The following is a 26,338-nucleotide window of genomic DNA, read 5'->3' on the forward strand; positions in this document are numbered from 1 at the left end:
AGGCTAGGGCTGACGGGTTTTTTTTCATCTGATCGGAACTCTTCCGATAGTTTGCCCTCAGAGTAAGTAGCCCAGGACGGGCACACAGCGTAGGCCGAGCCTGAATTGGGTTCGGCCTTTTTTTGTCCGTCGCTTTCTCTCGATAGCTGCGATTTTCTTGCCCGGCGGCGTTCTATCGGATGACCGGCTTTCACGTTGGCCCGACAACAGGCCCGCTTTTACTACCGTTTCACGGTAACCAGAAAGATGCGACAACGCTTCATCAGGACACTACGCCGACCGGCAGCAATGGGGCTGCTGGCCATAGTCGTCATCTCGATATTTTCCAGCCAACTGAGAGAAGTCCGAGATGGCGGATCGGAGCGACAGCCTCCCGCGACTCCTGCTGCTCGTCTCGCGCAGTCGTCAGGAGCACGGGCCAATGCCGAAGAGACGCTGAGCCGGGCCTTCGATACCCGCCGGGAGGCATTTTGGATCGAGGCATCAGGGAGGGTCGTGCGTGTATTGCCGGATGACCGAGAGGGAAGTCGTCATCAGCGCATCATCGTTGCACTCGCAACCGGGCAGACGCTGCTGATTGCGCACAATATCGATATCGCGCCGCGGCTGAAGTCGCTCGTACCGGGGGATCGATTACGCTTTCGCGGAAAGTATGTCTGGAATGCTCAGGGTGGCGTGATTCACTGGACTCACCATGATCCGAGCGGCGCCCGCGTCGGCGGCTGGCTGGAGCTCGACGGGCGGCGCTACCGTTAGCGACGCTATCGTCGAAGGCACTATCGTCAAAGGCACTATCGTCGGAAGCAATGGTCCCTCAGCGCGCGTAGACGCGAACCCGGCGTTTGCTCGGTGGGCGCTGCGCGTGCCAGCGCCGGGAAAGCCACCACATGCCAAGCCAGTCTCGGGTGTGTCCCGCCATCCGTGCGGGTATCGACCAGCGCGAAGGCCGCGGTGTCGACGACACCTGACGCCGATTGACGCGGTAACTGCCGATACGGCCGCCGCTGCGACGAATCAGCAACGGCAGAAAACGATGCAGGTTTTCCACAGAGGGCAGGGCGGTCAGCACGTCGCGCTGAATCAGGCGAAGGCCACAGCGTTCGCTATCAGCCAGCTCGATACCGGCGGATCTGGCTGCTCGGAAAAGTGGCTTTCTCCAGCGACAGCGCGGGTCGAGCGGAATCCCTTCGATCAGGGTCAACCCTTGATGCCGGGCTTCGCAGAGCATGTCGGGAATATCGTGCGGGTCATCTCTTCCGTGAGCATCGAGCGTGACGATCCACTCTCCCCGAGCGAGGCTGCCGGCCTGCCACAAGGCGGCGTCCGCGCCGATGGCGGCCGTCTGACGATAGAGCCGGATCCGGCTATCGGTATCCGCCAGTTGCGTCAAGTTGCCCCGGTCGTCTCCGTCATCGCTCTCGCCGGAATCGATGACGATGAACTCGAGATCCTTCGCATGACGAAGGGCGCTGGATGCTTCGGCGACAACGCTGCCGACGCGGTGCGAGGCGTCTTGTACGATGATCACGAGTGACAGTTTGGGTAGTTCGAGCATCATGAAATCCTGTGGGTTTCCAAAGCGTCGACTTTGCTCGTCTCGTTCGGAGTCGCCACTATGACAGCCTAATCTTAAAATCGGCTTACACTCGCCCTGGATATGCCGCCGATTACCGGACGAGCCCATGACGATGGCAGGGCAGGAACGGCATAACGGCGACGGTATCGCGACCCAGCGGGAACCAACCGCAGGATGGCGTTGTATTGAAGGGTGGCATTTTGTACAAGGATGGCATCGTACTGATAGCGCGATGATTTGAGACATGGAGCGATCTGACCGATAAGAGACGCGCTTCGAAAGCCAGGTTTCGTCGAAAATGGCGATTGGAAGGCGAACGTAAGAGAGAGTGCCATGAGGGTAATGCTGGTTGAAGACGATCCATTGCTGGGTGAGGGGGTCGTCGATGTACTGCGGCGCGAGCAGATGGTGCCTGAGTGGCTCATGGAGGGGCGCGGGGTCTGCGAAGCGCTCGACGACTCCACTTTCGACGCATTGATACTAGACCTCGGGTTACCGGATATCGATGGTCTCGAGGTGTTGAGGCAGCTGCGTGAGGCTCAAAGTCAGATTCCGGTACTGGTGCTGACCGCGAGGGACGACGTCGTCAATCGGATTCGCGGGCTCGATAGCGGCGCCGACGACTATCTGATCAAGCCGTTCGACAATGGCGAGCTGCTGGCGCGGCTGAGGGCGCTGGTTAGGCGTAGTGCAGGGCGCGCTTCACCGTTGGTGAACTGTGGTCGATTGACGCTGGATCCGGCGGCTCATGAGATACGCTTCGATCAGACGGTGGTCGCTCTGGGTCGCCGCGAGCACGATCTGCTGGCCTATCTGATGACGCATCCCGGTCAGGTATTCACTCGGGACCAACTGGTCGAGGTGCTTTACGGCTGGGATGCCGAGGTCGAGAGCAACGTGATCGAGGTGCACGTTCATCATCTGCGGCGGAAGTTCGGCAGCGACGTGGTGTCGACCGTGCGCAACGTCGGTTACCGGTTGGGAGTGGCAGATTGATCTCGATTCGTCGCTATCTTCGGCGCGTCCTGCTGATCTCGGTGACGCTGATTACTTCGATCGCGGCGCTCTGGAGTTATCACGACACTCGTGACCAGATCAACGAGCTATTCGATGCCGAGCTGGCGCAGACCACACGGACGATGGTGGCGCTCTACTTCGAGTACCGTGGCGATCAGGGCCGGGAGTCTCGGCAGATGATCCGTGATCTTCAACTGCAGCCGGTCCTGGTGCCTGACAGCGTGACCGATGCGCCGACACCGTTGGGCCACCCGTATGAGAAGAAATTGGGGTTCCAGATATGGGACGCCGACGGTCATGCCCTGCTTGGCATGAAAACGCCGGGTCTGCTGGATACGCTGATTCCGGCGCCAGGCTACGCGCACGCCGAAGGTGGCGGTCACGACTGGCGCACGTTCACGCTGTATGACGAGGTTCACGGCGTCTGGGCCAGCGCCGCCCAACGGGATGACGTGCGTGACGAACTGACCTGGCAGATCGCCTTGCGCAATTTGATGCCGCCGGTCATCGGCGTGCTATTGATCGCTCTGCTGATTCCGTTTGCCATCGCCAGAGGGTTCTTGCCGCTGTTGCGCATCAGCCGACAGATCACCGCGCGCCAACCGAGCTACCTCGAGCCCATCGATGGAAGCCAGGTGCCGGAAGAGATTCGTGGCATGGTCAGTGCGCTCAACGGTCTGTTCGGGCGGCTGGCCGAGACGCTGGAAAAGGAACGGCGATTTACCGCCAATGCCGCGCATGAGCTGCGCACTCCGCTGGCCGCGATCAAGGTGCATGCCCAGAATCTGCTGAGTGACACCGGCGAGGAACGCTCTCAACGGGGGGCCCGCTCGATCATCTACGGCGTCGATCGCATGACTCGCGTGGTCGAGCAACTCCTGACGCTTTCCCGGCTGGAAAACGACGGCGGCCTGAATCGGCAGACGATCGACTTGACTCGATTGGGACGAGAACTGCAGCGGGACATTCAGCCGCTCATAGACAGCCGAGAGATTCTGTTCATTCAGGAGATTCCCGAGACGCTGAGCGTGCTCAGCTACGAGAACGGGCTTTATGTGCTGCTGCGCAATCTGCTCGACAATGCCGTGCGCTATACCCCGGAGGGCGGCTCGGTGCACCTGCGAATGTGGCAAGCAGCGGACGGGCTGCGCATCGAGATTGCGGATAGCGGGCCGGGAATCCCGGTCGCCGAACGGGAGCGCGTGTTCGAACGCTTCGTGAGGCTTGCCGGGCAGCGTACCAGCGGGTCGGGGCTCGGCCTGTCGATCGTCAGGGAGCTGGCCGAACGGCTCGGCGGAGATATCCGACTCGAGGAGACGTCGCTGCCGGTCGCCAGCGGGTTGAGCGTTCATGTCACGTTGCCGCTATCCTGAGTTTTGACCAAACCGGTCGATCGAACTGCAAACAGGATATTTGCCGATGTTGCGTTTTCTCGTGCCACTACTGACGCTGATCGTGTTCATGGGATACACGACCTTCGCGATTGCCACCAGCGACCAGACGCTGGGCCAATTCGCCAGCGGCTTGATGAGTCGTCCAACGACCGCAATGGTAGTGTTCGATGTCTATCTGGCGTTGATCATGATCGCGGTATGGATGTTTGTCGACGCACGCCGACGCGGTCACGGCATCGGCTATCTGCTGGTGTTCTACGTCATCACCTTCTGCTTTGGCTCCGCCGGGCCGCTGGCCTATCTGACCCTGCGCGGCTGGCGAGATTATCGACATCTTTCCTAGTGATAACACCGGGTTGAGTCGCTCATAACGGTGTCTTGCTCTTTTCACCGGGGACTTCACGCACCAGTCGCGGCATCAGAAAACCGGCGAGACGCTGACGCAGCGCTTCCATCAGCTGGCGCGCCTCATCGTCGGGCACGTCGAAGTGCGCCGCGCCGGCCACCGGGTCGAGTACATGCAGGTAGTAGGGCAGAATGCCCGCCTCGAACAGTCGCTCGGAAAGTCTCTCGAGCGCCCCGACATCGTCATTGACGCCACGCAGCAGCACGCTCTGATTGAGCAGGGTGACGCCGGCGGCCTTGAGCCGTTCGCAGGCAGCGATGACGGCCTCGTCGATCTCCTGGGCGTGATTGATGTGCAGTACCACCACTTTCTGTAGCCGCGTACCACCCAGCCAGTCGAGCAGGGCGTCGTTTACGCGATCGGGAATTACCACCGGCAGGCGGGTATGGATACGCAGCCGCTTGAGGTGAGGGATCGCTTCCAGGCGTTTGACCAGTGTTGCCAGGCGACGGTCCGGCGAGGCGAGGGGATCGCCACCGGAGAGAATCGCCTCGTGAATCGAGTCGTCATCACGCAGATAATCCAGCGTCTGCTCCCACTCGTTCATCGAGGGGGCATTGTCGGCGTAAGGGAAATGCCTGCGAAAACAGTAACGGCAGTTGATGGCGCAGGTCGGGCTGGCGATCAGCAACGCCCGGCCGGGATACTTGTGGATCAACGCCGGCCTGGGAGTGTGATCGCGCTCTTCCAGCGGGTCGTCGACGAAGCCCTGCACTGCATCGCTTTCGGCGACCAGCGGCAGCACCTGGCGCAGCAGTGGATCCTCGGGATCGCCGCGCCGCATCCGGGCGAGATACGCCAGCGGTACCCGCACGGGGAACAGCTCGTGGCCCGTTCGCGCGCCTAATATCCACGCCGGGTCCAGGGCCAGATGCCGGCATAGCGCAACGGGGTCACGGATCACATCGCGCAGCTGCTGCTGCCAGTCGCCGGTTGGTGTATCGGGCACGGGTGCCACGGGTACGACCTCTTCGCAATGCACAGCGATCGGGGTTCGGGTTATCATGCTGACCACTTAAAATCAGAGCGCATGCCGCAGGGCATGACGCGGAATTGGGATTTGTCGTCGCGGATGGCCCGCGATCGTTCATTTGTGAGGAATCATGGCGAACTATTCTACCAACGAATTCAAGGGCGGCCTGAAGGTCATGCTGGACGGCGACCCGTGCAACATTCTCGAGAACGAATTCGTCAAGCCGGGTAAAGGCCAGGCTTTCAGTCGCGTCAAGTTGCGCAACCTGAACACCGGGCGCGTCTGGGAGCGCACGTTCAAATCCGGCGAATCGCTGGAAGGCGCCGACGTCATGGACCTGGACATGGAGTATGTCTATTCCGATGGCGACATGTGGCACTTCATGAAGACCGACGGCACCTTCGAGCAGTACGCGGTCGACAAGAAAGCTATTGGCGATGTCGAGAAGTGGCTCAAGGAACAGGCGGTCTACACCGTGACGCTGTGGAACGATAACGCGATTGCCGTCTCTCCGCCCAACTTCCTCGAGCTCGAAGTGGTAGAAACGGACCCGGGCCTCAAGGGCGATACCGCTCAGGGTGGCTCCAAGCCGGCGAAACTCTCGTCCGGTGCCGTGGTTCGTGTGCCACTGTTCATCAATCAGGGTGAGATTCTCAAGATCGATACGCGCAGCGGAGAGTATGTCTCCCGCGCATGATCATTCGCGGTCAGTGCTATTACGCTCGGCGATAATGCGCTGAGCAATGATGTGCTGAGAAATGATGATTCGTCTTCGCTGGCCACGCTTTTGCGTGGCCTTCGTCGTTAGGGCAAAGACCGCCGTCAAGGCCGGCCGGTGGCGCGTCGCCTGCCGTTCGTCGAGCGTGTCGATATTCGCAAGACGGTTTGCAAGACGGTTTACAAAAGGGTGCTGCCAGAAGGCATGCCGGATCGTGAACGGGGGAGCAAGGAATGGCTAGATTGAGCGGACGCAAAGCGCTGGTCACCGGTGGCGCCAGCGGGATCGGTCTGGCGACGGTGGAACGCTTTCTCGCCGAGGGTGCTGACGTCATCGTGCTGGATCGCGACACGGTTGCTCTCGAGCGCGAATCGACGAGGCTCGCTGCCCGCTTTGCCTCGCTCTGTGTGGGGGTCGAGGCCGATGTGGCCGATGTCGACAGCATTGCTGCCGGCGTCGAGCAGGCACTCGCGGCGACGGGGAGCATCGATATCCTGGTCAATGCCGCTGGCGTCAACGTCTTCGGCGATCCACTCGAACTCGATCGGGAAACCTGGCGGCGCTGCCTGGCGATCAATCTGGAGGGCGCGTGGCACTGCATTCAGGCGGTACTGCCGGGCATGCTTGAGGCGGGCTATGGCCATGTGGTCAATATCGCTTCCGTTCATGGTCACAAGATCATTCCGGGCGCTTTTCCTTACCCCATTGCCAAGCACGGCCTGATCGGGCTGACGCGCTCGCTGGGCATCGAATACGCGGATCGCGGCATTCGGGTCAATTCGATCTCGCCGGGGCTGATTCGCACGCCCGCCGCCGAGGCCTGGTTGGCGCAATGCGACGAGCAGGAGCGCCAGCGTCAGGTCGATTTACTGCCCTGCAAGCGGATGGGCGAAGCCGACGAAGTCGCCAATACGGCGCTATTCCTGGCCAGTGACGAAGCCCGTTTCATCAACGCCACCGATATCCTGATCGACGGTGGGCGCAGTCAGGTCTACCACCTGTGACGCCCATCTCCGATTCCGATGACTGGCAACCCACGGCGTCGATCGAAACGCTGCGCGAGCGAGCGCGTCTGATGGCAGGAATTCGCTTCTTCTTCGCGGTGCGAGACGTGCTGGAAGTCGAGACACCGATTCTTGGCCATGGCGGCAGTACCGACCCGCATCTCGATTCGCTGTCGCTCGACGCGACCACATCGAATGGTCGTGAGCGCCTGTGGCTGCAGACCTCGCCGGAATTTCACATGAAGCGGCTACTGGCCGCAGGCAGTGGCGCCATATTTCAGCTGGCACGGAGTTTTCGCGACGGCGAGATCGGACGGCGGCATAATCTCGAATTCACCATGCTCGAGTGGTACCGCCCGGGCTTCTCGCTGATCGATCTGATCGACGAGTGCGAGTTGCTGATTCGCGAAGTGCTGCCGGTCGACCCGGGTCCATTGCGCCAGCGTCGCTATCGGGATCTCTTTCGCGAGACACTCGATATCGACCCGTTCATCACTTCGCTTGAGATCCTGCGCCAACGCGCCGAGGAAATCGGCCGGCTATCGATGGGTGATACCGATCGTGATGGCTGCCTCGACTTGCTGATGAGCCTAGCTATCGAGCCGCAGCTGGGCCGAAATGGCATCGATGTCGTCGTCGACTATCCCGCCTCTCAGGCGGCCCTGGCCCGAAAGCATCGAGATCCGGAAGATGGCGCGGGAGTGGCCTCACGGTTCGAGATCTATCTCCAGGGGCTCGAGCTCGCCAACGGCTATGACGAACTGACCGATGCCGCGGAGCAGGCCGCGCGCTTCCTGAATGACAATCTTCAGCGCGAGTCGCTGGGCAAGCCGACGGTCGATATCGACCGGCGCCTCATCGCCGCGCTCGAACACGGCATGCCCGCCGGCAGTGGCGTGGCGCTCGGGGTCGACCGTCTCATTCAACTGGCGCTGGGCAAGGACTCGATCGCCGAGGTCATGGCGTTTCCCTCGCCACGTTGTTGACCCGTGCCTCCCAGGGTCGGTTGTCTACGGGGCGGTTGTCGCCGGCCGGCGATTTAGTCGTCGATACGTCCGCGCAGGCGTTTCTTCTGGCCGTGTTTCGTCTTTTGATCGGCGCGCTTGCGTTTGGCGTTGTGGCTGGGCTTGGTCGCGCGGCGCGGCTTGTCGCCGTACAGCACCGGTTTGATCAGCTCTTTCAATCGAGCCAGTGCCGCTTCGCGATTGAGCTCCTGCGTGCGGTGTTCCTGCGACTTGATCACGACGACGCCGTCCCGCGTGATGCGGCGATCGCTGAGCGCCAGCAGCTTTTCCTTGAAGCCGGGATGCAGGCTCGAGGCGCGGATATCGAAACGCAGGTGAATCGCCGAAGAGACCTTGTTGACGTTCTGGCCCCCCGCGCCTTGCGCTCGCACGGCGATGAGCTCGATCTCGTTGTCGGGAATTGACACGTTGCGGGAGATTTCGAGTGTCATGGCAGGCTCCCTCTCTGGTGTCTTGGCAGAATTTAATCGCGTCCGAAAAATCTGCCCGTTCTTGAAGATGGTACGGATGCGTTCGAAACGTGGTGTGACGACTAGCCGCGTCTAAACGGTTCCAGGCAGCTCACCCAGGCGTTGCCCCATGCTGATCGGGTTGCCCTCGGGGTCGAAGTCACCGAACGCGGTTTCGCGACCCAGGCACATCACTACGGTGGAGCCGAGCTTGAAGCGGCCCATCTCCTGGCCTTTCTCGATCACGATCGGTTCATCGAATCGGGTGGTCTGCACGCGGCCGCTCAACGGGGTAACCTGCCCGGCCCACGTCGTTTCGATCCCGGCGACGATCATCGCGCCGACCAGCACCATCGCCAACGGTCCGCGTTCGGTATCGAAGATACAGACCAGCCGTTCGTTGCGGGCGAAAAGCCCGGGAACATAGTTGGCGGTGGCACTGTTGACCGAGAACAACCGCCCCGGAACGTAGGTCATCTCGCGCAGAGTGCCAGTCATCGGCATGTGGACTCGATGATAATCCTTCGGTGCGAGATAGACCGTGGCGAAGCTGCCCTGACGAAAGGGTGCCGCGCGCGAAACATCGCCGCCGAGCAAGGCGCTGAGCGAGTAGGTCTGGCCCTTGGCCTGGATCAGCGTGCCGTGTTCGATACGCCCGTAGCGCGAAAGCACGCCATCGGCCGGCGATACCAGTCCCTCGCCGATAGGGCGGGCGTCGAGCTTGAGTTCGCGGGTGAAGAAGTCATTGAAGCAAGGGTAGGCGCCGGGATCCGGTTGTCGGGCCTGGCTCATGTCGACGCCGTATGTCTCGATGAAACGGCGAATGAACAGATCCTTGACCCAGGCAATCCGACAATCGGCGAGTTGGCCGATCAGTCGCGAGATCGCATGTTGGGGCAGGGGGTACTGGATTCTGGCGAAGAGTTCCTGGCGATCCACGATGATGGCCCCGATATTGGAAGACAGACCAGCTTAACGTCGGACAGGCTGGAAGGCGGACTAAGGTAGCGAGACTACCCGTTCCGTGCAATAGAGCGTCATGCTGGCGTCGAGCGCCGATCACCACATCGACGGGCGGCGCTGATGTCATTGGTCCGGCGGGCTATTTCTCGATGGGGGTATCGTCGCGATTGCCCCACTCTTTCCATGAGCCAGGATAGGCGCGAACGTTGTCGTAACCGAGTGCCTTGGCGGCGAGCCAGGTCAGGCCGCTGCGGTGGTGGGTCTGGCAGTGGGTGACAATTTCCTTGTCCTGGGTCAGGCCGCGAGCTTCCAGCTCGGAGACGAGCTCGGCGTAATCGCGCAGGCGTAGCTCCCGGTCTTTATCCATCACCTCCAGCCAGTCGAGATTGACCGCTCCGGGGATATGGCCGAGCTTCCGATTGTCGCCCTTGACGCCGCGGTACTCTTCGTCGGAGCGAGCGTCCCAGATCGCTAGGCCAGGGTCGCCGAGACGCTCGAGCAGCTCCTCGCGCCGGATCTGGACCTCAGGGTTGAGATAAGCCGCCTCGTACTCGGCGGGCGTGGGGGAGGCGGGCGTGGTGGATACCGGCTGACCGTCGGCGCGCCAGGCATGGATACCACCGTTGAGATAGGAGTAGCGGCGGTGCCCGATCAGCTCCAGCGTCCACAGTAGCCGCCCGGCCCAGCCGCCACCCTCATCGTCGTAGGCAACGACGTGGGTTTCCGGCGTCAGCCCGAGTTCCGAGAACAGCGTGCTCAGGGTGGCTTCGGAAGGCACGTCGTTGGGCATGTCGCCAGTGCCTGCCAGTAAGCGACGGGACTCGAGAAAGATCGCGCCCGGCACGTGCCCCGATTCGTAGCTTTCGGCCTTGAGCGGTACGTCGATGATCAGCAAATGCGGGTCTTCGAGATGACGGGATAGCGTGGCCGGATCCAGAATCAGTGGCAGCTGAGGAATTTCCGAGCTCATGAGCGGCGACTCCTGTATTGGTGATGTTGCGCTAGCGATGATGATGGCACATACGCCTGCCACTCGGGTAGCGAGCGGGTGGCGGTATCGAGCGTATTCGTTATACTGCGCGCCGCTCGAAAGTGGCCTCTATCTGTTTGCCATACGAAGCCCGGACAGGGTTTTTTGACCCAATGACCGATTGGCGCTTTCCATAGGGCCGTCCTCGGCTACAAAATTCACGGACGCGAATCGCTCGCGTCACCAATAACAATCATGATTGCCAGGAGATTGCTGCGTGCTTGAAAAAATGTTCTCTCTACGCTCGTTGGGTACGACGGTTAAAACCGAAGTGCTGGCGGGCATCGCGACCTTCCTGGCAGCGATGTACATCATCGTGGTCAACCCTTCGATCCTCTCCAGCGCGGGTGTACCGTTTGCCGGCGCGCTCACGGCCACCGTCCTGATCAGCTTCTTCGGCAGCGTGATGATGGGGCTCTATGCGCGCAATCCGATTCTGGTCGCGCCGGGCATGGGTATCAATGCACTTTTCACCTATACCATGGTGCTGGGTGCCGGGATCGAGTGGCAGACCGCGCTGGGTTGCGTGTTCTGGTCCGGCGTGCTGTTCGGGATTCTGGCGCTGTTCAACGTGCGCCGCTATGTGGTCGATGCGATACCGGCGACGCTGCGCCACGCCATCGCCTGCGGCATCGGACTGTTCATCACCGTGATCGGCCTCGTCAACGCCGGCATGCTGGTCTCCAATCCGGCCACTGTGGTCGGGCTCGGTGAGATGACGCCGACATTGGTCACGTTCCTGATCGGCCTCGGTATCACCGCCGTGCTGGTGGCGAAGCGCCTGCAAGGCGCGCTGATTCTGGGTATCGTCGTCACCACGCTCATCGCCATCCCCATCGGCCGGCTGTGGGGTGACGCCAGTGCCATGTCGCCCACCGGCTCGCCGACGCTGGTCAACTTCCACGGCATCTTCGCCTGGCCCGATTTTGGCGCCATGGGGCAGGTCGATTTTCTGGGCGCGCTGTCGATCGCCTACTGGCCGTTCATTTTCGTGATTCTGTTCACCACGTTCTTCGATGCGATGTCGACCTTCATCGGCGTATGCCAGGCGGGCAATCTGCTCGACGCGGATGGCGAGCCACGCAACATTCGCCGCTCGATGATGGTGGACGCGGCCTCGGCATTGATCTCGGCGCCGCTAGGCACCAGTCCGGCCAATGCCTACGTCGAATCCGCCGCGGGTATCAGCCAGGGCGGACGCTCCGGTCTGGTCGCCGTTGTCGCGGGGCTGCTGTTTCTGCCGTTTCTGTTCCTGTCGCCGCTGCTGGCACTGGTCCCGGCCATTGCCACTGCGCCGGCGCTGATCATGGTGGGCGTGTTCATGCTGTCACCGATTCGGACCATCGATTGGCAGCAGTACGACGATGCGATTCCGGCCTTCGTGGCGATGATGTTGATCCCGCTGACCTACTCGATCACCCACGGCGTGGTGTTCGGCTTTCTGACCTTCGTGGTGGTCAAGGTGGGGGTAGGCAAGTCGCAGGAAGTGCGTCCGGCGATGTGGGTGCTGTTTTTCCTTTCCATTTTAATGTTGTTTGAAGGTTGATCCAGACTGCCTGCGCTCGATCACTCTTTGTTAAAAAGCGGCTCGAAGTATTCATTTACAAACACGTAAACTCCGTCTTCTCGCCGTTTTTTGCCTTGATTGATCTTCGCTCGGCAAGTCTGGATGTTTATCGTCGGCATTCGAGACATTGTCACTATCCAAAAATCGCCGCAGGCAGCTTTTGTGGCGATCATCGGGACGCGACGATGTCGTCTCTGATGCGCTGAAAACTGGCGAAACGTTGAGGATGGATATCGCCGCGCTCGACGGCGCCGAGCAATGCGCAGCCGGGCTCCTGACGGTGGCGGCAGTCGCGAAATCGGCAGCGGCCGAGAAAGGGGCGGAACTCGATGAAACCTTCCGCCAGTTCGCGCTCGTCGAGATGCCACAGGCCGAACTCGCGGATGCCGGGGGAGTCGATCAGGTCGCCTCGTCTCTCTCCGTCGATCGCTGTTTCCAGCGGCAGCGGATATAGGCGGGCGGTGGTGGTGGTGTGCTTGCCTTTGCGGGACTCCGTCGACAGCGCGCCGATTCGCAGAGTTTCCTCGGGCAATAGCTTGTCGATCAACGAGGATTTGCCGACCCCGCTCTGGCCGACGAACACCGAGGTGCGACCTGCCAGTTGACCGTGCAGGGCGTCCAGGCCGTGTTCGCCGCGTGCGGAAGCCTCGATCAGTGGATACCCCAGCGCATCGTAGCGTATCAGCCACTCGCGTAGTGCGCCGCCCTCGTCGGGCAGCAGGTCGCTCTTGTTGAGCACCAGCACCGGGGGAATGCCGGTGCTCTCGGCGGCGACGAGATAACGGTCGATCAGGTTGGGGTGCGGTTCGGGCTCGACCGCGACGACGATCAGAATCTGATCGATGTTGGCGGCGACCGGGCGCAACTGACCATGGGTGTCGGGACGTTCGAGCACGCTGTGACGCTCGCCGCGGGCGACCACCACGCCACTTCCGTCGCTGGCTTCGCGCCAGATCACCTGGTCGCCGGTCACCAGACCTTCGAGATTGGCGCGCAAATGACAACGGTGCAGCCGAACCTGATCACCCTCGACGGATTCCACTTCCAGCGAACGGCCGAAGTGCGCGGCGACCCGGCCGGGGCGTTCCGTGCCGTATTCGCCGGCATCGAGACGTCCGCTATCGCGCTCGTCCTTTTTTGATGCTCTTTCGGCGCGTTCGGCCTGGATCTTCTCCACGCGCCAGCGCTGTTGGCGGGTCAATTTGCGGCGGCTCATGGTTTATGAAGACTCATGGTGGTCGGTGTCTGGCGGATGGGTTTGCTCTCCCGTTGTGCCCTGGGGGTAGAATGGCGGGCATTGTAGCCTTTACCGTCTTGCCGTGTCCGCCCGCGTTCCTTGCCGGGCGACACCAACCTGGAGCCGTTCATGTCTGACCCATCCACTTCAAGCGCCCGCCGTGACCTTCTGGTCTGGATCGATCTGGAAATGACCGGACTCGATCCCGATCGAGAGCGCATCATCGAGGTGGCAACGTTGATCACCGATGGCGATCTGAACCTGATCGCCGAGGGTCCGGTGCTGGCCGTGCATCAGTCGGACACGCTGCTCGAGGGCATGGACGAGTGGAATCAGAAGACTCACGGTGAATCTGGCCTCATCCAGCGGGTACGTGAAAGCACCACCGACACCTCCGAAGCGGAACGTCGGACGCTCGAGTTTCTGGCGACCTACGTCGAGACTGGTACCTCGCCGGTATGCGGTAACAGCGTGCATCAGGATCGACGCTTCATGGAACGCGAAATGCCGGCGCTGAACAATTTCTTTCATTACCGCAATCTGGATGTCTCGACGTTGAAGGAACTGGCCAAGCGCTGGAATCCGGCGGCGGCGAGCAGCTTCACCAAGCAGAATACCCATCAGGCGCTGGACGATATTCGCGAATCTTTGGCAGAGCTCAAGCATTACCGTGAGACGTTCCTCAAGCTGCCAGGCTAAGCGCCAGGCCTGGGATCATCGTAAGGCGTCAGTCGCTGGCAATACGCGCCTCGCGCTTGGTGCGTTGCTCTTCCAGCGCCCAGCGCACATGTTCGCGCACCAGATCCGAGGGGTAGGCGAGACGAGCCCGCAGCGCGCTCTCGACGCGCTCGCTCCAGGGCGCATTACCCAGCCCGATGGCGAGATTGCGCAGCCAGCGCCGATAGCCGATGCGTCGGATCGGACTGCCTTCGGTGCGCTTGAGAAATTCGATCTCACTCCAGGCGAACAGGTCGATCAGCTCGGCCCGGTCGAGGTCGTGGCGCGGCGCGAAATCCGGCTCGATGCTGGCGCGGGTGAAGCGGGTGAAAGGGCAGAACAGCTGGCAGTCGTCGCAGCCGTAGACACGATTACCCATGGCCTGGCGAAACTCAATGGGGATGCTGCCGTGGAGCTCGATGGTCAGATACGAGATGCAGCGCCGGGCGTCGATCACCTTGTCGTCGATGATGGCGTTCGTCGGGCAGGCCGTCTGACAACTGGAGCAGGAACCGCAGTGATCGCGTTCGAAGGGCGGGTCCACCGGTAGCGGCAGATCGGTATACAGCTCGCCGAGAAAGAACAGCGAACCTGCCTGGGGGTTGAGCAGCATGGCGTTCTTGCCGAACCAGCCGAGCCCTGCTTTTTGCGCCAGGGCGCGTTCCATCACCGGCGCCGAGTCGACGAAGGCGCGGTAGCCGATCTCGCCGACTTCGTCCTCGATTCTGCGGGCCAGTTGATCGAGACGCTTGCGGATCAGTTTGTGATAGTCGCGGCCGAGGGCGTAGCGTGAAACATACGCTTTCTGCGGTTGTCCGAGTACTTTAGTGGTTTCGACCTCGGGCGGCAGATAATCCATTCGCGCGCTGATCACTCTCAGCGTTCCGGGCACCAGCTCCTGCGGCCGCGTGCGTTTTTTGCCGTGTTTGGCCATGTAGTGCATCTCGCCGTGATTCCCGGCTTCCAGCCAGCGCTGTAGATAGCGCTCATGGGTCTGCAGATCGGTATCGGTAATACCGATCGCCTGGAAGCCGAGTTCACGTCCCCACTGCTTGATGCGTGAGGCGAGTTCGTTGCCGTCGATGCTGGATGGTTGTGACATACCGCAGAGAAGCACACAGGATGGGGGTGTCGGGTGCGCTACCCTACACCACTATTCAGCCGAACGTCAGTCCTGGCGGAGCGCCGGCCGAACGACAACCATTGCCAGACTGAACGGCATCACCGGCAATCGACGGCCCTTTTCGCTGTCACTTATCTGAAACCCTTTTCAGGAAACGAGAGGAGCCACGATGTCCGCCTTTTCCCAGCAACCGCTCTATCTGGCCGATCAGGTCCGTGAACTGGATCGGCGAACCATCGAGGCAGAAGGCGATGGCTTCGCATTGATGCGGCGGGCTGGCGAGTCGGCCTATGACACGCTGCGTGCCCGCTGGCCGCGAGTACGTCGCCTCTGCGTGCTGTGCGGCGGCGGCAACAATGGTGGCGATGGTTATGTCATCGCGGCGCTGGCCGTCGCCGATGGCCTGATGGTCGATCTGGTCGCACTCAAGCCGGTTGCCGAGCTGGACGGCAATGCTCGGCGGGCGGCGGTGCTGGCGGCGGAAGCCGGTGTCGAACCGGTGGCGTGGGAGGACGGGCTGACCCTCGACGGCGAGCTGATGATCGACGCGATGCTGGGTACCGGCGCTTATGGCGCCCCTCGCGAGCCCTATGCCGCCGCGATCGCCGAGGTCAATGCGAGCGGCTGCCCAGTGCTGGCCATCGATGTGCCTTCCGGTGTCGATGTCGATACCGGCCATGTCGAAGCGGGCGCGATCAAGGCCACACTGACGATCACCTTCATCGGTGACAAGTTAGGGCTGCATACCGGCGCGGCGCTCGATGTCGTCGGGGAGCTCGTCTATGCCTCGCTGGGCGTGGACCCGCAGCGCCATGGCGATGTCATCCCGGTGGCCTGGCGCCAGGCGCGCGAGGATCTGGCAATAGCGCTACCGCCACGCTCGCCCAATAGCCACAAGGGCACTTACGGCCATGTGCTGGTGGTCGCCGGCGCTCCCGGCATGGGCGGTGCCGCGCTGATGACCAGCGAGCTGGCGGCGCGGGTCGGTGCCGGCAAGGTCAGCCTTGCTACCGATGCCGCGCATGTCTCGGCCAGTCTGACTCGGTTCCCCGAGATCATGGCGCGAGGCGTGCGCGGATCGCCGGATCTCGAACCGATGGTCGAGGCCGCCGATGTCATCGCCGTAGGCCCGGGGATCGGTAGCGGCGCCTGGGGCCAAGCTGCGCTGCAAGGCGTGCTCGATGCGAGCAAACCTTGCGTGGTCGACGCCGATGCGCTCAATTTGCTGGCGCGCTATGAGACACCGTACCGCCGCGACGACTGGGTTCTGACGCCGCATCCCGGCGAGGCAGGGCGCCTGCTGGGGATTTCCACTGCCGAGGTGCAGCGGGATCGGCGTCGTGCCGTCATCGCCCTGCATCAGCGCTGGGGCGGCACGATCGTGCTCAAGGGTGCGGGCACGCTGGTCTACGACGGCGAACGGCTCACCCTTTGCCCGTTCGGCAATCCCGGCATGGCCAGCGGCGGCATGGGCGATGCCCTGACCGGCATCATCGCCGGGTTCGTCGGTCAGTTGCCCTCGCTTGACGCCGCCGCGAGGGTCGGCGTGCTAGTTCATGCGCTGGCGGCCGACGCTGCAGCTTTGGATGTCGGCGAGCGTGGTTTGCTGGCGACTGATCTGGCATCCTATGCGCGAACTTTAGCCAACCCTCAACCGTTTCCGAGTCATGCCGATCATTCTTAGCGACGAAGCCACCCAGGTTGCCTTGGGAGAATCTCTGGGTCGGGCGCTGGCCGGTCGCGGTCAGGTTCACCTGATCGGCGATCTTGGCGCCGGCAAGACTACGCTAGCGCGAGGCATCTTGCGGGCCTATGGCCACGTCGGTGCGGTCAAGAGCCCGACCTACACGCTCGTCGAGCCCTACGAGACCGCCTCGGCTCGTGTCTATCATTTTGATCTCTACCGCCTGGGCGACCCCGAGGAGCTGGAGTTCATCGGTGCCCGCGACATGCTGGGCGGCGACGCGCTGTGTCTGATCGAATGGCCCAGTCGGGGGGCGGGCTGGTTGCCGGCCCCGGATCTTGAGATTCACCTCGAGGTGGTTGCTGGTGGCCGCCGAGCGTTGGCAAGAGCGCGGAGCCAGCGTGGGCACGCCGTACTGGCCAAGCTGCCGGTGGAGTTGCACGATTCGATGAGTGGTGAAGTACCCGTCAGTCACAAGGAAGATGAATGCTGAAAGATGTTCGAGAGATATCGCCCACTAACGCGGCTTCATCGTGCGATGTCTCGACGCGATACCGTGCTGGCGTTCTCAGAGGTCTGCTGCTGCTGGTGACCTTCTTGACGGGTTGGATTCGACGCGGCGGCGATCGGGTCAAGGATGTCGACGTCAGACGCCGGAAGCTGATCGCGCTGACCTCGCTGTGCTGCCTCGGTGCCGTAGGTCAGGCCCAGGCGGTCGAGGTGGACAACCTGCGGTTATGGTCGGCGCCGGACCATGTCAGGCTCGTGTTCGACATGTCGGGGCCGGTCAACGCCAATGTCTTTACTCTCGATAATCCCGATCGAGTCGTTATCGATCTCGACAATACCAATCTGGATTTCGACATCGACAAGCTCGAACTGGACGATAGCGCCATCTCCAAGGTGCGGACCGGTGTGCGCGAAAGCGGCGGGCTGCGTGTCGTGCTCGATGTCGACCGCGCCGTCGTTCCCAAGAGCTTTACCCTGCCGCCCAACGAGCAGTACAGCGACCGCTTCGTTCTCGATCTCGATTATCCCGGCGCCAGCGCGGTCAAGGATCCCATCGACCCCATCGAGGCAATGATCCGCGATCAGGAAATCGCCGCGAAGCGGGCACAGACCGAAGCGGTTGCCGAGGGCAATCCGAAGAAGGCCGCGGCGGTGGCATCGACCGCCGAAGCGCAGCCGCATCCCAAGCGCGATATTATCGTCGCCGTCGATCCCGGTCACGGAGGGGAAGATCCCGGCGCCTCGGGGCCCGACGGCACGCACGAGAAGGATATCGTGCTGCAGATCGCCCGCAAGGTGAAACAGCGCTTCGATCAGACACCAGGCTTCAAGGCGTTTCTGACCCGAGACAGCGACTATTATGTCGGCCTGCGTCAGCGGACTCTGATCGCCCGGCAGCAGAAAGCGGATTTCTTCGTGTCGATTCACGCCGACGCCGTGCGCAGCAGACAGCCTTATGGCAGCTCGGTCTATGCCTTGTCTCAAGGTGGAGCGACCTCGGAAAACGCGCGTTGGCTGGCGGCCAGCGAGAACCAGTCGGATCTGATCGGTGGTGTCGATGGCAGTCTCAGCCTCGATGACAAGGATGAGGTGCTGCGTGGCGTGCTGCTCGACCTGACCATGACCGCGACAATGAACGACTCGCTGGCGACAGGCGGTCAGGTGCTCGATCAGCTCGGGCGAATCAACAAACTGCACAAGTCCAGTGTCGAGCAGGCGGGCTTCGTGGTGCTGAAATCGCCGGACATTCCGTCACTGCTGGTCGAAACCGGCTTCATTTCCAATCCGCGCGAAGAGGCGCAGCTCAAGTCTTCCGCGCACCAGGCCAAGTTGGCCCAGGCAATCTACGACGGTATCGTCGCGCATTTCCGACAGCACCCGCCGCCCTCCAGCCTGCTGGCCTGGCGGCGCGATCAGGGCCGCGGCAACGCCAGTAACGAGTACCGCGTGAAGGGGGGCGATACGCTGTCCCAGGTGGCATCCAGTCACCGGATCAGCATGAAGGCGCTGAAACAGGCCAACGGACTGGATAGCGATATTCTGCGGGTGGGCCAAGTGCTGACCATTCCATGATCCGGGCCAATGAACGGGGAGGTTGCCGATGACTGATTTGCCGACCAGCGAGTCACCACGCATCCGCATTCTCGATCCTCGGCTGGCCAACCAGATTGCCGCCGGCGAAGTCGTCGAGCGCCCGGCCTCGGTGGTCAAGGAGATCGTCGAAAACGCCATCGACGCTGGCAGCCGACGTATCGAGGTCGAACTCGAGGCGGGCGGTTCGCGATTGATTCGGGTGCGCGACGACGGTATCGGCATTGGCGCGGACGATCTCCCACTGGCGCTTTCGCGTCACGCCACCAGCAAGATCGCTTCGCTCGACGACCTCGAGGACGTTTCCAGTCTGGGGTTTCGCGGCGAGGCGCTGGCGTCGATCAGCTCGGTATCGCGCCTGGAGTTGATTTCCAACGCTGCCGATGATCCTTCCGGTGGTTGGCGTGTCGTTGCCGAAGGCCGGCAGATGGAGCCCCGGGTGACACCGGCGCCGCATCCGCGGGGTACCTCGGTGCTGATTCGCGATCTGTTTTTCAATACGCCGGCACGGCGCAAGTTTCTCCGCACCGAGAAGACCGAGTTCGGCCACGTCGAGGAAGCCTTTCGGCGGTTGGCACTGTCGCGTTTCGATATCACCTGGCTGCTGCGACACAATCAGAAAGTCGTGCATCAGCTGCCGGGCGTTGCCTCCGACCAGGTCGGGCGGGAGCGTCGCATCAGTGCGATGCTGGGCAAGCGTTTCCTGAACGAGGCGCTGCATGTCGATCTGGAGGCCACGGGGCTGCGGCTGTGGGGCTGGGTCGGGCAGCCGACCTATTCGCGGGCGCAGGCCGATCAGCAGTACTTCTTCGTCAATGGTCGTATCGTCAGGGATCGACTGGTTGCGCATGCCATTCGTCAGGCCTACCGCGACGTGATGTTTCACGGCCGCCACCCGGTGTTCGTGCTCTATCTGGAGCTCGATCCGCGGGTAGTGGACGTTAACGTGCACCCGACCAAGCATGAAGTGCGCTTTCGCGACGGCCGGCTGGTTCACGACTTCCTGTTCTCGAGCCTGCATCACGCGTTGGCGTCGGTGAAACCCAACAACAGCGAGCCAGGCGTCGACGATTACCCGGCGGGGATGCCCGGAAACGCTGAGCAGAGTGGATCGAATCACTCGCCGAGTGGACCTGATGGCTCTGATGTCGAAACTTCGGACTGGCAGCAGCAACGCATGTCGCTGGCCGTGCAGCACGGAGGCGGCGCGGAATCGTATTCGTCGCGCCCTGAATCACAGCGGGCGGATCGTCCCGCCGCGCAGCGGATCCGCGAATTCATGGCGGGGTATCACGCGCTGCATCCGGATCACGAGGCCTCGCTGCTCAACGCGCGTGGCGATGGCACGGGCGCGCCCGGTGGTGAGGCGGCTGATGTGGCGCTCGGGGAACGACCGGCGGCGGTGACGACGCTTACACAAGCCGATGATACCCAGGCGCCACCGCTGGGCTACGCTGTGGCGCAGCTGCACGGTGTCTACATTCTTGCCCAGACCGCGCGCGGCATGGTCATCGTGGATATGCACGCCGCCCACGAGCGCATCGTCTACGAACGCATGAAGCAGCAAATTCACGTCGGCGCGCTCGACGCGCAGCCGCTACTGGTGCCGGTCTCCATGGCGGTCAGCGCGGGTGAGGCCGAAGTCGCCGAACAGGAGCGCGACGCCTTTGCCCGTCTGGGGGTCGTGCTTGACGCCGCTGGCCCCGAGACGTTGTTGATACGCCAGGTGCCGGCGCTGCTGGCGGACGCGGATATCGAACCGTTGGTCCGCGACATGCTCGGTGATCTCGAGCGCTTCGGACGTTCCGATCGTCTCGAGACCCGTATCAATGAGCTGCTCAGCACCATGGCTTGCCATGGCAGCGTGCGTGCCAATCGACTGCTCACGATTCCCGAAATGAACGCGCTGCTGCGCGACATGGAGCGTACCGAGCGCAGCGGCCAGTGTAATCATGGCCGTCCCACCTGGACCGAAATGTCGATGCCGCAGCTCGACAAGCTGTTTCTTCGCGGCCAGTGAACGAGGACGACGATCACGTGAACGACGGACATTCTGATACCTCGTCGCCGCACGGAACGCGGCGTGACGAGCGGCCGCTGGCGATCCTGCTGCTCGGCCCTACGGCCTCCGGCAAGACGGACAACGCCATTGCATTGCATCAACGTTTCGGCGCCGAGCTGATCAGCGTCGATTCCGCGATGGTCTATCGCGACATGGACATCGGCACGGCCAAGCCGTCCTCTGAAGAGCTGACGCGAGCGCCGCATCGCCTGATCGACATTCGCGATCCGGCCGAGGTCTACACGGCGGCCGACTTTCGTCTCGATGCCCTGCGCGAGATGGAAGCCATCACTGCCTGCGGCAAAATGCCGCTGCTGGTGGGCGGGACGATGATGTACGCCAAGCGCCTGGTCGAAGGCGTCGCCTCCATGCCGAGCGCCGATCCGGCGTTGCGTGAACGGCTGCGACAGCGTGGCGAGCGTGAGGGCTTCGAGGCCCTGCATATGGAGCTCTCCCGGGTCGATCCCCAGGCGGCCGAAGCCATTCACCCACGGAATCGACAGCGTCTGATTCGAGCGCTGGAAGTGTATCTCGTCAGCGGTGTGACGCTCTCCGAACACTGGCAACGTCAGCAACGCGAAAACTTTCCCTGGCGCCTGTTGTCCATAGCTCTCGCGCCCGCCGAGCGTCACGTTTTGCATGAGCGTATCGCGAAGCGCTTCGATGCCATGCTTGCCGATGGATTTATCTCGGAAGTGGCGGCATTGAAGCAGCGGGGCGATCTTTATCCGGAACTGCCGGCTATGCGCAGTGTCGGTTACCGGCAGGCATGGGAATATCTCGAAGGCGCGTACGGTAAAGATGCTCTACGCGAACGAGGTATCGCCGCCACCCGCCAGTTGGCCAAGCGCCAACTGACCTGGTTGCGGCGCTGGCCCGATCTGCACTGGGTCGATAGCTGTGCGTCGGATGTCGGCGAGCGGATTGCGAAAATCGTGCGTGACCACGGCAGTTAGCGTAAAATGGCGGGCTTCGTCGAGACCTATACTCGCGGCACGCGATGCCGCCGGTGTGATGCCGAGTCAGAACGAATCGCCGCCCAACTAAAACAGCACCATTCATAACAGCATTAGGGAGAGCAACATGTCCAAAGGACAGTCCCTTCAGGATCCATACCTGAATATTCTGCGCAAGGAGCGCATCCCGGTGTCCATTTTTCTGGTCAACGGCATCAAGTTGCAGGGGCAGATCGAGTCGTTCGACCAGTTTGTCATCCTGTTACGCAACACCGTCAGTCAGATGGTTTACAAACACGCCATTTCGACGGTCGTACCGTCCCGTAATGTCCGGTTGCCGCCGCAAGATCCCGCCGCTGCGCCCGGACTCGATAGCTAATCGAGAGGTAGTGATTGTTTTTTGAACGTCCCGACGCCGGCGAAACGGCGATTTTGGTCCATGTGGACTTCCAGGACGAGCAGGAGCGCGAAGACTCGGGTGAACTCCTGGAGTTGGTGCGCTCTGCCGGGGCGGAGTCGGCTTCCCTGATTCAGGGGAGTCGGCGCCGCCCCGACCCTCGTTACTTTATCGGCAGTGGCAAACTCGAAGAGGTCAAGGCCGCACTCGAGACCCACAAGGCCGAACTGGTCATTTTCAATCATGCCCTGTCTCCCTCTCAGCAGCGCAATATCGAGCGCACGCTCGAATGTCGCGTGCTCGATCGAACGGGGCTGATTCTCGATATTTTCGCGCAACGCGCGCGCACCCACGAAGGCAAGCTCCAGGTCGAACTGGCTCAGCTCGAGTACATGTCCACGCGACTGGTACGTGGCTGGACCCACCTCGAACGGCAGAAGGGCGGTATCGGCCTGCGTGGCCCGGGCGAGACGCAGCTGGAAACCGACCGGCGCCTGCTGCGCGGCCGGATCAAGTCGATCAACAAGCGCCTCGAGAAGGTCCGCAAGCAGCGTGATCAAAATCGACGCGCCAGAGCCAGGGCGGAAATCCCGAGTGTATCGCTGGTGGGCTATACCAACGCGGGAAAATCGACGCTGTTCAATGCGATCACCGCCGCAGAGGTGTATGCCGCCGACCAGCTGTTCGCGACGCTCGATCCGACACTGCGGCGTCTGGACGTGCCGGACGTCGGCGACGTCGTGCTGGCGGACACAGTGGGATTCATCCGGCATCTGCCGCACAAGCTGGTCGAGGCCTTCCGGGCAACGCTACAGGAGGCCACCGAGGCCAGCCTGATCGTCCACGTGATCGATGCCGGTGATCCGGATCGGGAGCTCAATGTCGCGCAGGTGGACAGCGTGCTGTCCGAAATCGATGCCGACGACGTACCGCGGCTGCTGGTGATGAACAAGATCGACCTGCTGGGCTCGTCGCCGCGAATCGAGCGCGACGGACACGGGTTCCCGCAGGTGGTCTGGCTGTCGGCCCGTGACGGTGAAGGCCTCGAGCTGCTGCGCGAAGCGCTCGGCGAATGGCTGGCCGAGGATATTCTCGAGATCCGCTTGACGCTGACGCCCGAGCAAGGTCGACTACGAGCGGCGCTGCATGAATCGCAAGCCGTACAAAATGAAACGTTCGACGAGCACGGCCGCTCGAATCTGGAGATTCGCTTGCCCCGGCGGGAGTTTATGCAGATGATGGCTCGCTTGAATGAACGCGCCGATGATTACTTGCCCGCCTCGGAAAAGACGCCGGTTGCCGATTGGGAGCAGGTCTGAGGCGAGGAAAACTACGCAGGGGAGCTTCGTGGCCTGACGATCAGGCCCGGAGATGCAGGCCAAGAGCGATTCGACATCAGTTCGAACTGACCTTTTGCACGCCAGTGCACCGCCACGGCGGCTCCCGATGCCATGCGTAACGCTTTGGCCTGACGCAACGCTTTGACTGCATCATTGGAGACTAGGTATGGCTTGGAATGAGCCTGGTGGTGGCAACAACCAACAGGACCCCTGGGGTGGCGGTGGGGGCCGACGCCCGAGTGGTAATGATGGCAAAAACGGCGATGGCAACAACGGCGGAAAGAATCAAGGTCCGCCGGACCTCGATGAGGCCCTGAAGAAGTTTCAGGACAAGATCAATCGCATGCTGGGCGGCCGCGGCAAGCGTTCCAGTTCGGGCGGTGGGTCCGGTGGCGATGGGTCCGACGGCGGCAAACGCAATCCTTTCATGTTGCCGATCCTGGTATTGATCGTTGCACTCGTGATCTGGGCCGGGTCCGGTTTCCATCTGATCGATCAGTCCGAGCGAGGTGTGGTTTTCCGGCTCGGTAAGTACACCGACACCCTGACACCCGGTCTGCACTGGAATCCGCCGATCATCGATCGCGTGGATAACGTCAACGTGACCAGCATTCGGTCTGCAACGCAGACGGATTCGATGCTGACCAGCGATGAAAACATCGTTCATGTGAGTGTCTCGGCACAATATGTGGTGAGCGATTCACACGCCTTTCTGGTCAACGTCAACGAGCCTGAGATGACGCTGCAGAATGCCATGGACTCCGCGTTGCGTCAGGAAGTCGGCAACATGCATCTTCAGGAGATCCTGACCACAGGTCGTGATCGGCTGGGGCAGCGAGTCTTCGAGCGTCTGACGGCTTACATGGATGCCTACGGGACTGGCCTGCGATTGCAGACGGTCAACGTCGAGTCGACCGCGCCGCCGGATCAGGTCCAGAATGCTTTCGATGATGTCATTCGTGCCCGGGAAGAGCGTCAGCGCTCGATCAACCAGGCCAATGCTTACAGTCAGGCCGTCGTGCTCGAGGCCAAGGGTCAGCAGCGGCGCCTGATCGAGGAAGCCGATGGCTACAAGGCAGCTTCAGTTGCTGATGCGACGGGGCAGACCAATCGCTTCAATTCGCTGCTGGGTGAATATCAGCAGGCGCCGGATGTGACGCGTGAGCGTCTCTATCTGGAAACCATGAGCCAGGTGCTCAGCAAGACACCCAAGGCGCTCGTCGATCTGGGCGACGGCAACGGTGTGACCGTACTGCCGCTCAATCAGATGCAGGCAGGGGGCAACAGCAGCAAAAGCGATTCCTCGTCGATGAACATGCAGCAGCTCGAACAGATATCACGACAGGTCGTCGATCACATGAATAGCGGCTCGCAGCAGCCGACGCGTAGTTCCAGCCTGCGGGAGGGTCGCTAATGTTTAACAATCGCGCCCTGATTGGGGTCATCGTTCTGGCACTGTTGGCATGGTTTGCCAGTGCCAGCTTCTATGTCGTCAATGAAACCGAACGTGCCATCAAACTGCGGTTTGGTGAAGTGATCGAAAACGATATCGGCCCCGGTCTGCACTTCAAGCTGCCGGTGTTCAACACGGTGCGCATCTTCGATGTGCGTGTGCAGACGGTCGATTCCAGTGCGACACGCTACCTGACGGCCGACTCCAAGGCGGTCATCGTCGATTCTTTCGTTAAATGGAAAATTGCCGATCCGCAGCAGTTCTACGAGGCCACGCGGGGAGATATTCAGGTTGCCGAAAACCTGATTGCGCCGCGAACCGACGAAGCCTTGCGTAACAAGTTCGGTCAGACCGAGATGTCCTCGATCATCCAGGAGCGAATCGCTGCCGAGAGCGATGACAAGGAGCTGCCGGGCAAGGACAAGGGCGCCGACACCGTCGAGGGAGCCCGTGAAGAGCTGATGGTCGAGCCGGTACAGCAGCTCGATCAGGCGATGCGCGATGAGTTGGGGGTTCATATCCTCGATATTCGCGTCAAGCGAATCGAGCTGCCCCCCGAAGTGACTCAGGCCGTCTACGAGCGCATGAATTCCGAGCGGGAGCAGGCAGCGCGAACCTATCGGGCAGAGGGGTCTCAGCAGGCCGAAGCGATTCGTGCCGATGCCGACCGTCAGCGCCAGGAAATTTTGGCCAGTGGTCGTCAGCAAGCAGAAACCACCCGCGGCGAGGGTGATGCGCAGGCGGCGAAAATCTATGCCGGCGCTTACCAGCAGGCCCCGGATTTCTTCTCGTTTTACCGTTCCATGCAGGCCTACCGCGACAGCTTCAGTGGCGAAGGCAAGGATCTGTTGGTCCTGAGTCCGGATAACAGCGACTTCTTCCGTTACCTGAAAAACCCGACGCCGGCGGAGGCGACCTCTCCTTGAGGAAGGGTTTCAGAGCATAGGAAATCGAACGCCCGCGGGATTTCCCTGCGGGCGTTTCGTGATACCATTATATAGCCGGGTCTCGCCCGGCTTTTTTGTGCGGAATGTATTCGTGCGGCCCGCTCCTGCGCGTCATCGTTACTGTCCGGGAGCAGGCTGCACGGCGCGGCTTTCAGCTGCGGCTATCATGGGATGGTACGGCGGAAGCTCGCCTTCCAATC

At 61.7% G+C, this 26,338-nt stretch carries 25 protein-coding genes; 18 read left to right on the forward strand and 7 right to left on the reverse strand.

The annotated features are described in order from the left end of the window. The first annotated feature begins 246 nt into the window (after positions 1 to 246). Positions 247 to 756 (forward strand): DUF3465 domain-containing protein, encoded by a 510-nt coding sequence (locus DOM27_RS08530; RefSeq protein ID WP_245392646.1) that lies wholly within the window; start codon positions 247 to 249, stop codon positions 754 to 756. Positions 757 to 814: 58 nt separating this feature from the next. Here the strand turns inward: DOM27_RS08530 and DOM27_RS08535 are convergent, their stop codons facing one another. Further along, positions 815 to 1,555 (reverse strand): glycosyltransferase, encoded by a 741-nt coding sequence (locus tag DOM27_RS08535; protein WP_157956740.1) that lies wholly within the window; start codon positions 1,553 to 1,555, stop codon positions 815 to 817. A 354-nt stretch (positions 1,556 to 1,909) separates the two neighbouring features. Between DOM27_RS08535 and DOM27_RS08540 the strand changes: the two genes are divergently transcribed. From DOM27_RS08540 to DOM27_RS08550, 3 genes are read left to right on the forward strand one after another with little or no spacing between them, the layout of a single operon-like run. Next, positions 1,910 to 2,572: a response regulator gene (locus DOM27_RS08540; protein ID WP_110655610.1), complete on the forward strand. Its 663-nt coding sequence runs from the start codon at positions 1,910 to 1,912 to the stop codon at positions 2,570 to 2,572. Then, entirely contained in the window at positions 2,569 to 3,966 is a 1,398-nt protein-coding gene (locus DOM27_RS08545; protein ID WP_110655611.1) for an ATP-binding protein, read from the forward strand. The genes DOM27_RS08540 and DOM27_RS08545 overlap by 4 nt, the downstream gene beginning before the upstream one ends. A 46-nt stretch (positions 3,967 to 4,012) precedes the next feature. After that, positions 4,013 to 4,330: a DUF2834 domain-containing protein gene (locus tag DOM27_RS08550; RefSeq protein ID WP_110655612.1), complete on the forward strand. Its 318-nt coding sequence runs from the start codon at positions 4,013 to 4,015 to the stop codon at positions 4,328 to 4,330. A 22-nt stretch (positions 4,331 to 4,352) separates the two neighbouring features. On the opposite strand, the gene epmB is transcribed toward DOM27_RS08550, so the two are convergent. After that, a complete protein-coding gene (gene epmB, locus DOM27_RS08555; protein ID WP_110655613.1) occupies positions 4,353 to 5,399 on the reverse strand; it encodes an EF-P beta-lysylation protein EpmB in 1,047 nt (348 codons plus the stop codon). A gap of 97 nt (positions 5,400 to 5,496) precedes the next feature. Between epmB and efp the strand changes: the two genes are divergently transcribed. The 3 genes from efp (at position 5,497) to epmA (ending at position 8,074) form a co-directional block, all read left to right on the forward strand. After that, complete coding sequence (efp, locus tag DOM27_RS08560) at positions 5,497 to 6,063, forward strand: elongation factor P (protein ID WP_110655614.1); 567 nt, start codon at positions 5,497 to 5,499, stop codon at positions 6,061 to 6,063. Between the two features lie 254 nt (positions 6,064 to 6,317). Further along, a complete protein-coding gene (locus DOM27_RS08565) occupies positions 6,318 to 7,088 on the forward strand; it encodes an SDR family oxidoreductase (RefSeq protein WP_110655615.1) in 771 nt (256 codons plus the stop codon). Continuing rightward, on the forward strand, positions 7,085 to 8,074 hold the full coding sequence (gene epmA, locus DOM27_RS08570) for an EF-P lysine aminoacylase EpmA (RefSeq protein WP_280952134.1): 990 nt from the start codon (positions 7,085 to 7,087) through the stop codon (positions 8,072 to 8,074). The genes DOM27_RS08565 and epmA overlap by 4 nt, the downstream gene beginning before the upstream one ends. 53 nt (positions 8,075 to 8,127) lie before the next feature. Here the strand turns inward: epmA and arfB are convergent, their stop codons facing one another. From arfB to DOM27_RS08585, 3 genes are all read right to left on the reverse strand, one after another. Next, positions 8,128 to 8,544 carry an alternative ribosome rescue aminoacyl-tRNA hydrolase ArfB gene (gene arfB / locus DOM27_RS08575; protein ID WP_110655616.1) on the reverse strand — a complete coding sequence of 139 codons (417 nt, stop codon included), beginning with the start codon at positions 8,542 to 8,544 and terminating at the stop codon, positions 8,128 to 8,130. A gap of 111 nt (positions 8,545 to 8,655) precedes the next feature. Continuing rightward, positions 8,656 to 9,501 carry an archaetidylserine decarboxylase gene (gene asd / locus DOM27_RS08580; protein WP_425353289.1) on the reverse strand — a complete coding sequence of 282 codons (846 nt, stop codon included), beginning with the start codon at positions 9,499 to 9,501 and terminating at the stop codon, positions 8,656 to 8,658. A gap of 163 nt (positions 9,502 to 9,664) precedes the next feature. Continuing rightward, positions 9,665 to 10,495, reverse strand: a complete 831-nt coding sequence (locus tag DOM27_RS08585; RefSeq protein WP_110655618.1) for a sulfurtransferase — start codon at positions 10,493 to 10,495, stop codon at positions 9,665 to 9,667. A 289-nt stretch (positions 10,496 to 10,784) separates the two neighbouring features. On the opposite strand from DOM27_RS08585, the gene DOM27_RS08590 reads away from it, so the two are divergent. After that, positions 10,785 to 12,101 carry an NCS2 family permease gene (locus DOM27_RS08590; RefSeq protein WP_110655619.1) on the forward strand — a complete coding sequence of 439 codons (1,317 nt, stop codon included), beginning with the start codon at positions 10,785 to 10,787 and terminating at the stop codon, positions 12,099 to 12,101. Positions 12,102 to 12,291: 190 nt separating this feature from the next. Here DOM27_RS08590 and rsgA read toward each other — a convergent pair whose 3' ends face one another. After that, positions 12,292 to 13,338, reverse strand: coding sequence for a small ribosomal subunit biogenesis GTPase RsgA (gene rsgA / locus DOM27_RS08595; protein WP_110655620.1), 1,047 nt, complete (start codon positions 13,336 to 13,338; stop codon positions 12,292 to 12,294). A gap of 150 nt (positions 13,339 to 13,488) precedes the next feature. On the opposite strand from rsgA, the gene orn reads away from it, so the two are divergent. After that, positions 13,489 to 14,058, forward strand: coding sequence for an oligoribonuclease (gene orn, locus DOM27_RS08600; protein ID WP_110655621.1), 570 nt, complete (start codon positions 13,489 to 13,491; stop codon positions 14,056 to 14,058). Between the two features lie 28 nt (positions 14,059 to 14,086). Here orn and queG read toward each other — a convergent pair whose 3' ends face one another. Continuing rightward, positions 14,087 to 15,178 carry a tRNA epoxyqueuosine(34) reductase QueG gene (queG, locus tag DOM27_RS08605; protein ID WP_110655622.1) on the reverse strand — a complete coding sequence of 364 codons (1,092 nt, stop codon included), beginning with the start codon at positions 15,176 to 15,178 and terminating at the stop codon, positions 14,087 to 14,089. Positions 15,179 to 15,368: 190 nt separating this feature from the next. On the opposite strand from queG, the gene DOM27_RS08610 reads away from it, so the two are divergent. The 9 genes from DOM27_RS08610 to hflC all read left to right on the forward strand — a co-directional run bounded on the left by DOM27_RS08610 (position 15,369) and on the right by hflC (position 26,117). Next, positions 15,369 to 16,883 carry an NAD(P)H-hydrate dehydratase gene (locus DOM27_RS08610; RefSeq protein WP_110655623.1) on the forward strand — a complete coding sequence of 505 codons (1,515 nt, stop codon included), beginning with the start codon at positions 15,369 to 15,371 and terminating at the stop codon, positions 16,881 to 16,883. After that, positions 16,867 to 17,376 (forward strand): tRNA (adenosine(37)-N6)-threonylcarbamoyltransferase complex ATPase subunit type 1 TsaE, encoded by a 510-nt coding sequence (gene tsaE, locus DOM27_RS08615; RefSeq protein WP_110655624.1) that lies wholly within the window; start codon positions 16,867 to 16,869, stop codon positions 17,374 to 17,376. Before DOM27_RS08610 ends, tsaE begins: the two co-directional genes overlap by 17 nt. Next, positions 17,370 to 18,965, forward strand: a complete 1,596-nt coding sequence (locus tag DOM27_RS08620) for an N-acetylmuramoyl-L-alanine amidase (protein ID WP_110655625.1) — start codon at positions 17,370 to 17,372, stop codon at positions 18,963 to 18,965. Before tsaE ends, DOM27_RS08620 begins: the two co-directional genes overlap by 7 nt. A 28-nt stretch (positions 18,966 to 18,993) precedes the next feature. Then, positions 18,994 to 21,003 carry a DNA mismatch repair endonuclease MutL gene (gene mutL, locus DOM27_RS08625; protein ID WP_110655626.1) on the forward strand — a complete coding sequence of 670 codons (2,010 nt, stop codon included), beginning with the start codon at positions 18,994 to 18,996 and terminating at the stop codon, positions 21,001 to 21,003. Positions 21,004 to 21,020: 17 nt separating this feature from the next. Then, positions 21,021 to 22,001 carry a tRNA (adenosine(37)-N6)-dimethylallyltransferase MiaA gene (miaA, locus tag DOM27_RS08630; protein WP_110656404.1) on the forward strand — a complete coding sequence of 327 codons (981 nt, stop codon included), beginning with the start codon at positions 21,021 to 21,023 and terminating at the stop codon, positions 21,999 to 22,001. A gap of 127 nt (positions 22,002 to 22,128) precedes the next feature. Further along, positions 22,129 to 22,380 carry an RNA chaperone Hfq gene (gene hfq, locus DOM27_RS08635; RefSeq protein ID WP_075562615.1) on the forward strand — a complete coding sequence of 84 codons (252 nt, stop codon included), beginning with the start codon at positions 22,129 to 22,131 and terminating at the stop codon, positions 22,378 to 22,380. Positions 22,381 to 22,394: 14 nt separating this feature from the next. Then, entirely contained in the window at positions 22,395 to 23,717 is a 1,323-nt protein-coding gene (gene hflX / locus DOM27_RS08640; RefSeq protein WP_110655627.1) for a ribosome rescue GTPase HflX, read from the forward strand. Positions 23,718 to 23,904: 187 nt separating this feature from the next. Then, positions 23,905 to 25,152 carry an FtsH protease activity modulator HflK gene (gene hflK / locus DOM27_RS08645; RefSeq protein ID WP_110655628.1) on the forward strand — a complete coding sequence of 416 codons (1,248 nt, stop codon included), beginning with the start codon at positions 23,905 to 23,907 and terminating at the stop codon, positions 25,150 to 25,152. Continuing rightward, a complete protein-coding gene (hflC, locus tag DOM27_RS08650) occupies positions 25,152 to 26,117 on the forward strand; it encodes a protease modulator HflC (RefSeq protein ID WP_110655629.1) in 966 nt (321 codons plus the stop codon). Before hflK ends, hflC begins: the two co-directional genes overlap by 1 nt. Positions 26,118 to 26,338: the final 221 nt, after the last annotated feature.

Source organism: Salinicola halimionae (assembly GCF_003206065.1).
In the GTDB taxonomy this organism is placed as follows: Bacteria; Pseudomonadota; Gammaproteobacteria; order Pseudomonadales; family Halomonadaceae; genus Salinicola; species Salinicola halimionae.

Coding starts and splice junctions, on each gene's coding strand:
- efp (WP_110655614.1), top strand. CDS start 5,497: ATGGCGAACTATTCTACCAACGAATTCAAGGGCGGCCTGAAGGTCATG.
- hflK (WP_110655628.1), top strand. CDS start 23,905: ATGGCTTGGAATGAGCCTGGTGGTGGCAACAACCAACAGGACCCCTGG.
- DOM27_RS08535 (WP_157956740.1), bottom strand. CDS start 1,555: ATGCTCGAACTACCCAAACTGTCACTCGTGATCATCGTACAAGACGCC.
- mutL (WP_110655626.1), top strand. CDS start 18,994: ATGACTGATTTGCCGACCAGCGAGTCACCACGCATCCGCATTCTCGAT.
- DOM27_RS08610 (WP_110655623.1), top strand. CDS start 15,369: ATGTCCGCCTTTTCCCAGCAACCGCTCTATCTGGCCGATCAGGTCCGT.
- queG (WP_110655622.1), bottom strand. CDS start 15,178: ATGTCACAACCATCCAGCATCGACGGCAACGAACTCGCCTCACGCATC.
- hflC (WP_110655629.1), top strand. CDS start 25,152: ATGTTTAACAATCGCGCCCTGATTGGGGTCATCGTTCTGGCACTGTTG.
- DOM27_RS08620 (WP_110655625.1), top strand. CDS start 17,370: ATGCTGAAAGATGTTCGAGAGATATCGCCCACTAACGCGGCTTCATCG.
- hfq (WP_075562615.1), top strand. CDS start 22,129: ATGTCCAAAGGACAGTCCCTTCAGGATCCATACCTGAATATTCTGCGC.
- DOM27_RS08590 (WP_110655619.1), top strand. CDS start 10,785: ATGTTCTCTCTACGCTCGTTGGGTACGACGGTTAAAACCGAAGTGCTG.
- DOM27_RS08550 (WP_110655612.1), top strand. CDS start 4,013: ATGTTGCGTTTTCTCGTGCCACTACTGACGCTGATCGTGTTCATGGGA.
- rsgA (WP_110655620.1), bottom strand. CDS start 13,338: ATGAGCCGCCGCAAATTGACCCGCCAACAGCGCTGGCGCGTGGAGAAG.
- DOM27_RS08530 (WP_245392646.1), top strand. CDS start 247: ATGCGACAACGCTTCATCAGGACACTACGCCGACCGGCAGCAATGGGG.
- epmB (WP_110655613.1), bottom strand. CDS start 5,399: ATGATAACCCGAACCCCGATCGCTGTGCATTGCGAAGAGGTCGTACCC.
- arfB (WP_110655616.1), bottom strand. CDS start 8,544: ATGACACTCGAAATCTCCCGCAACGTGTCAATTCCCGACAACGAGATC.
- DOM27_RS08565 (WP_110655615.1), top strand. CDS start 6,318: ATGGCTAGATTGAGCGGACGCAAAGCGCTGGTCACCGGTGGCGCCAGC.
- DOM27_RS08540 (WP_110655610.1), top strand. CDS start 1,910: ATGAGGGTAATGCTGGTTGAAGACGATCCATTGCTGGGTGAGGGGGTC.
- orn (WP_110655621.1), top strand. CDS start 13,489: ATGTCTGACCCATCCACTTCAAGCGCCCGCCGTGACCTTCTGGTCTGG.
- DOM27_RS08585 (WP_110655618.1), bottom strand. CDS start 10,495: ATGAGCTCGGAAATTCCTCAGCTGCCACTGATTCTGGATCCGGCCACG.
- tsaE (WP_110655624.1), top strand. CDS start 16,867: ATGCCGATCATTCTTAGCGACGAAGCCACCCAGGTTGCCTTGGGAGAA.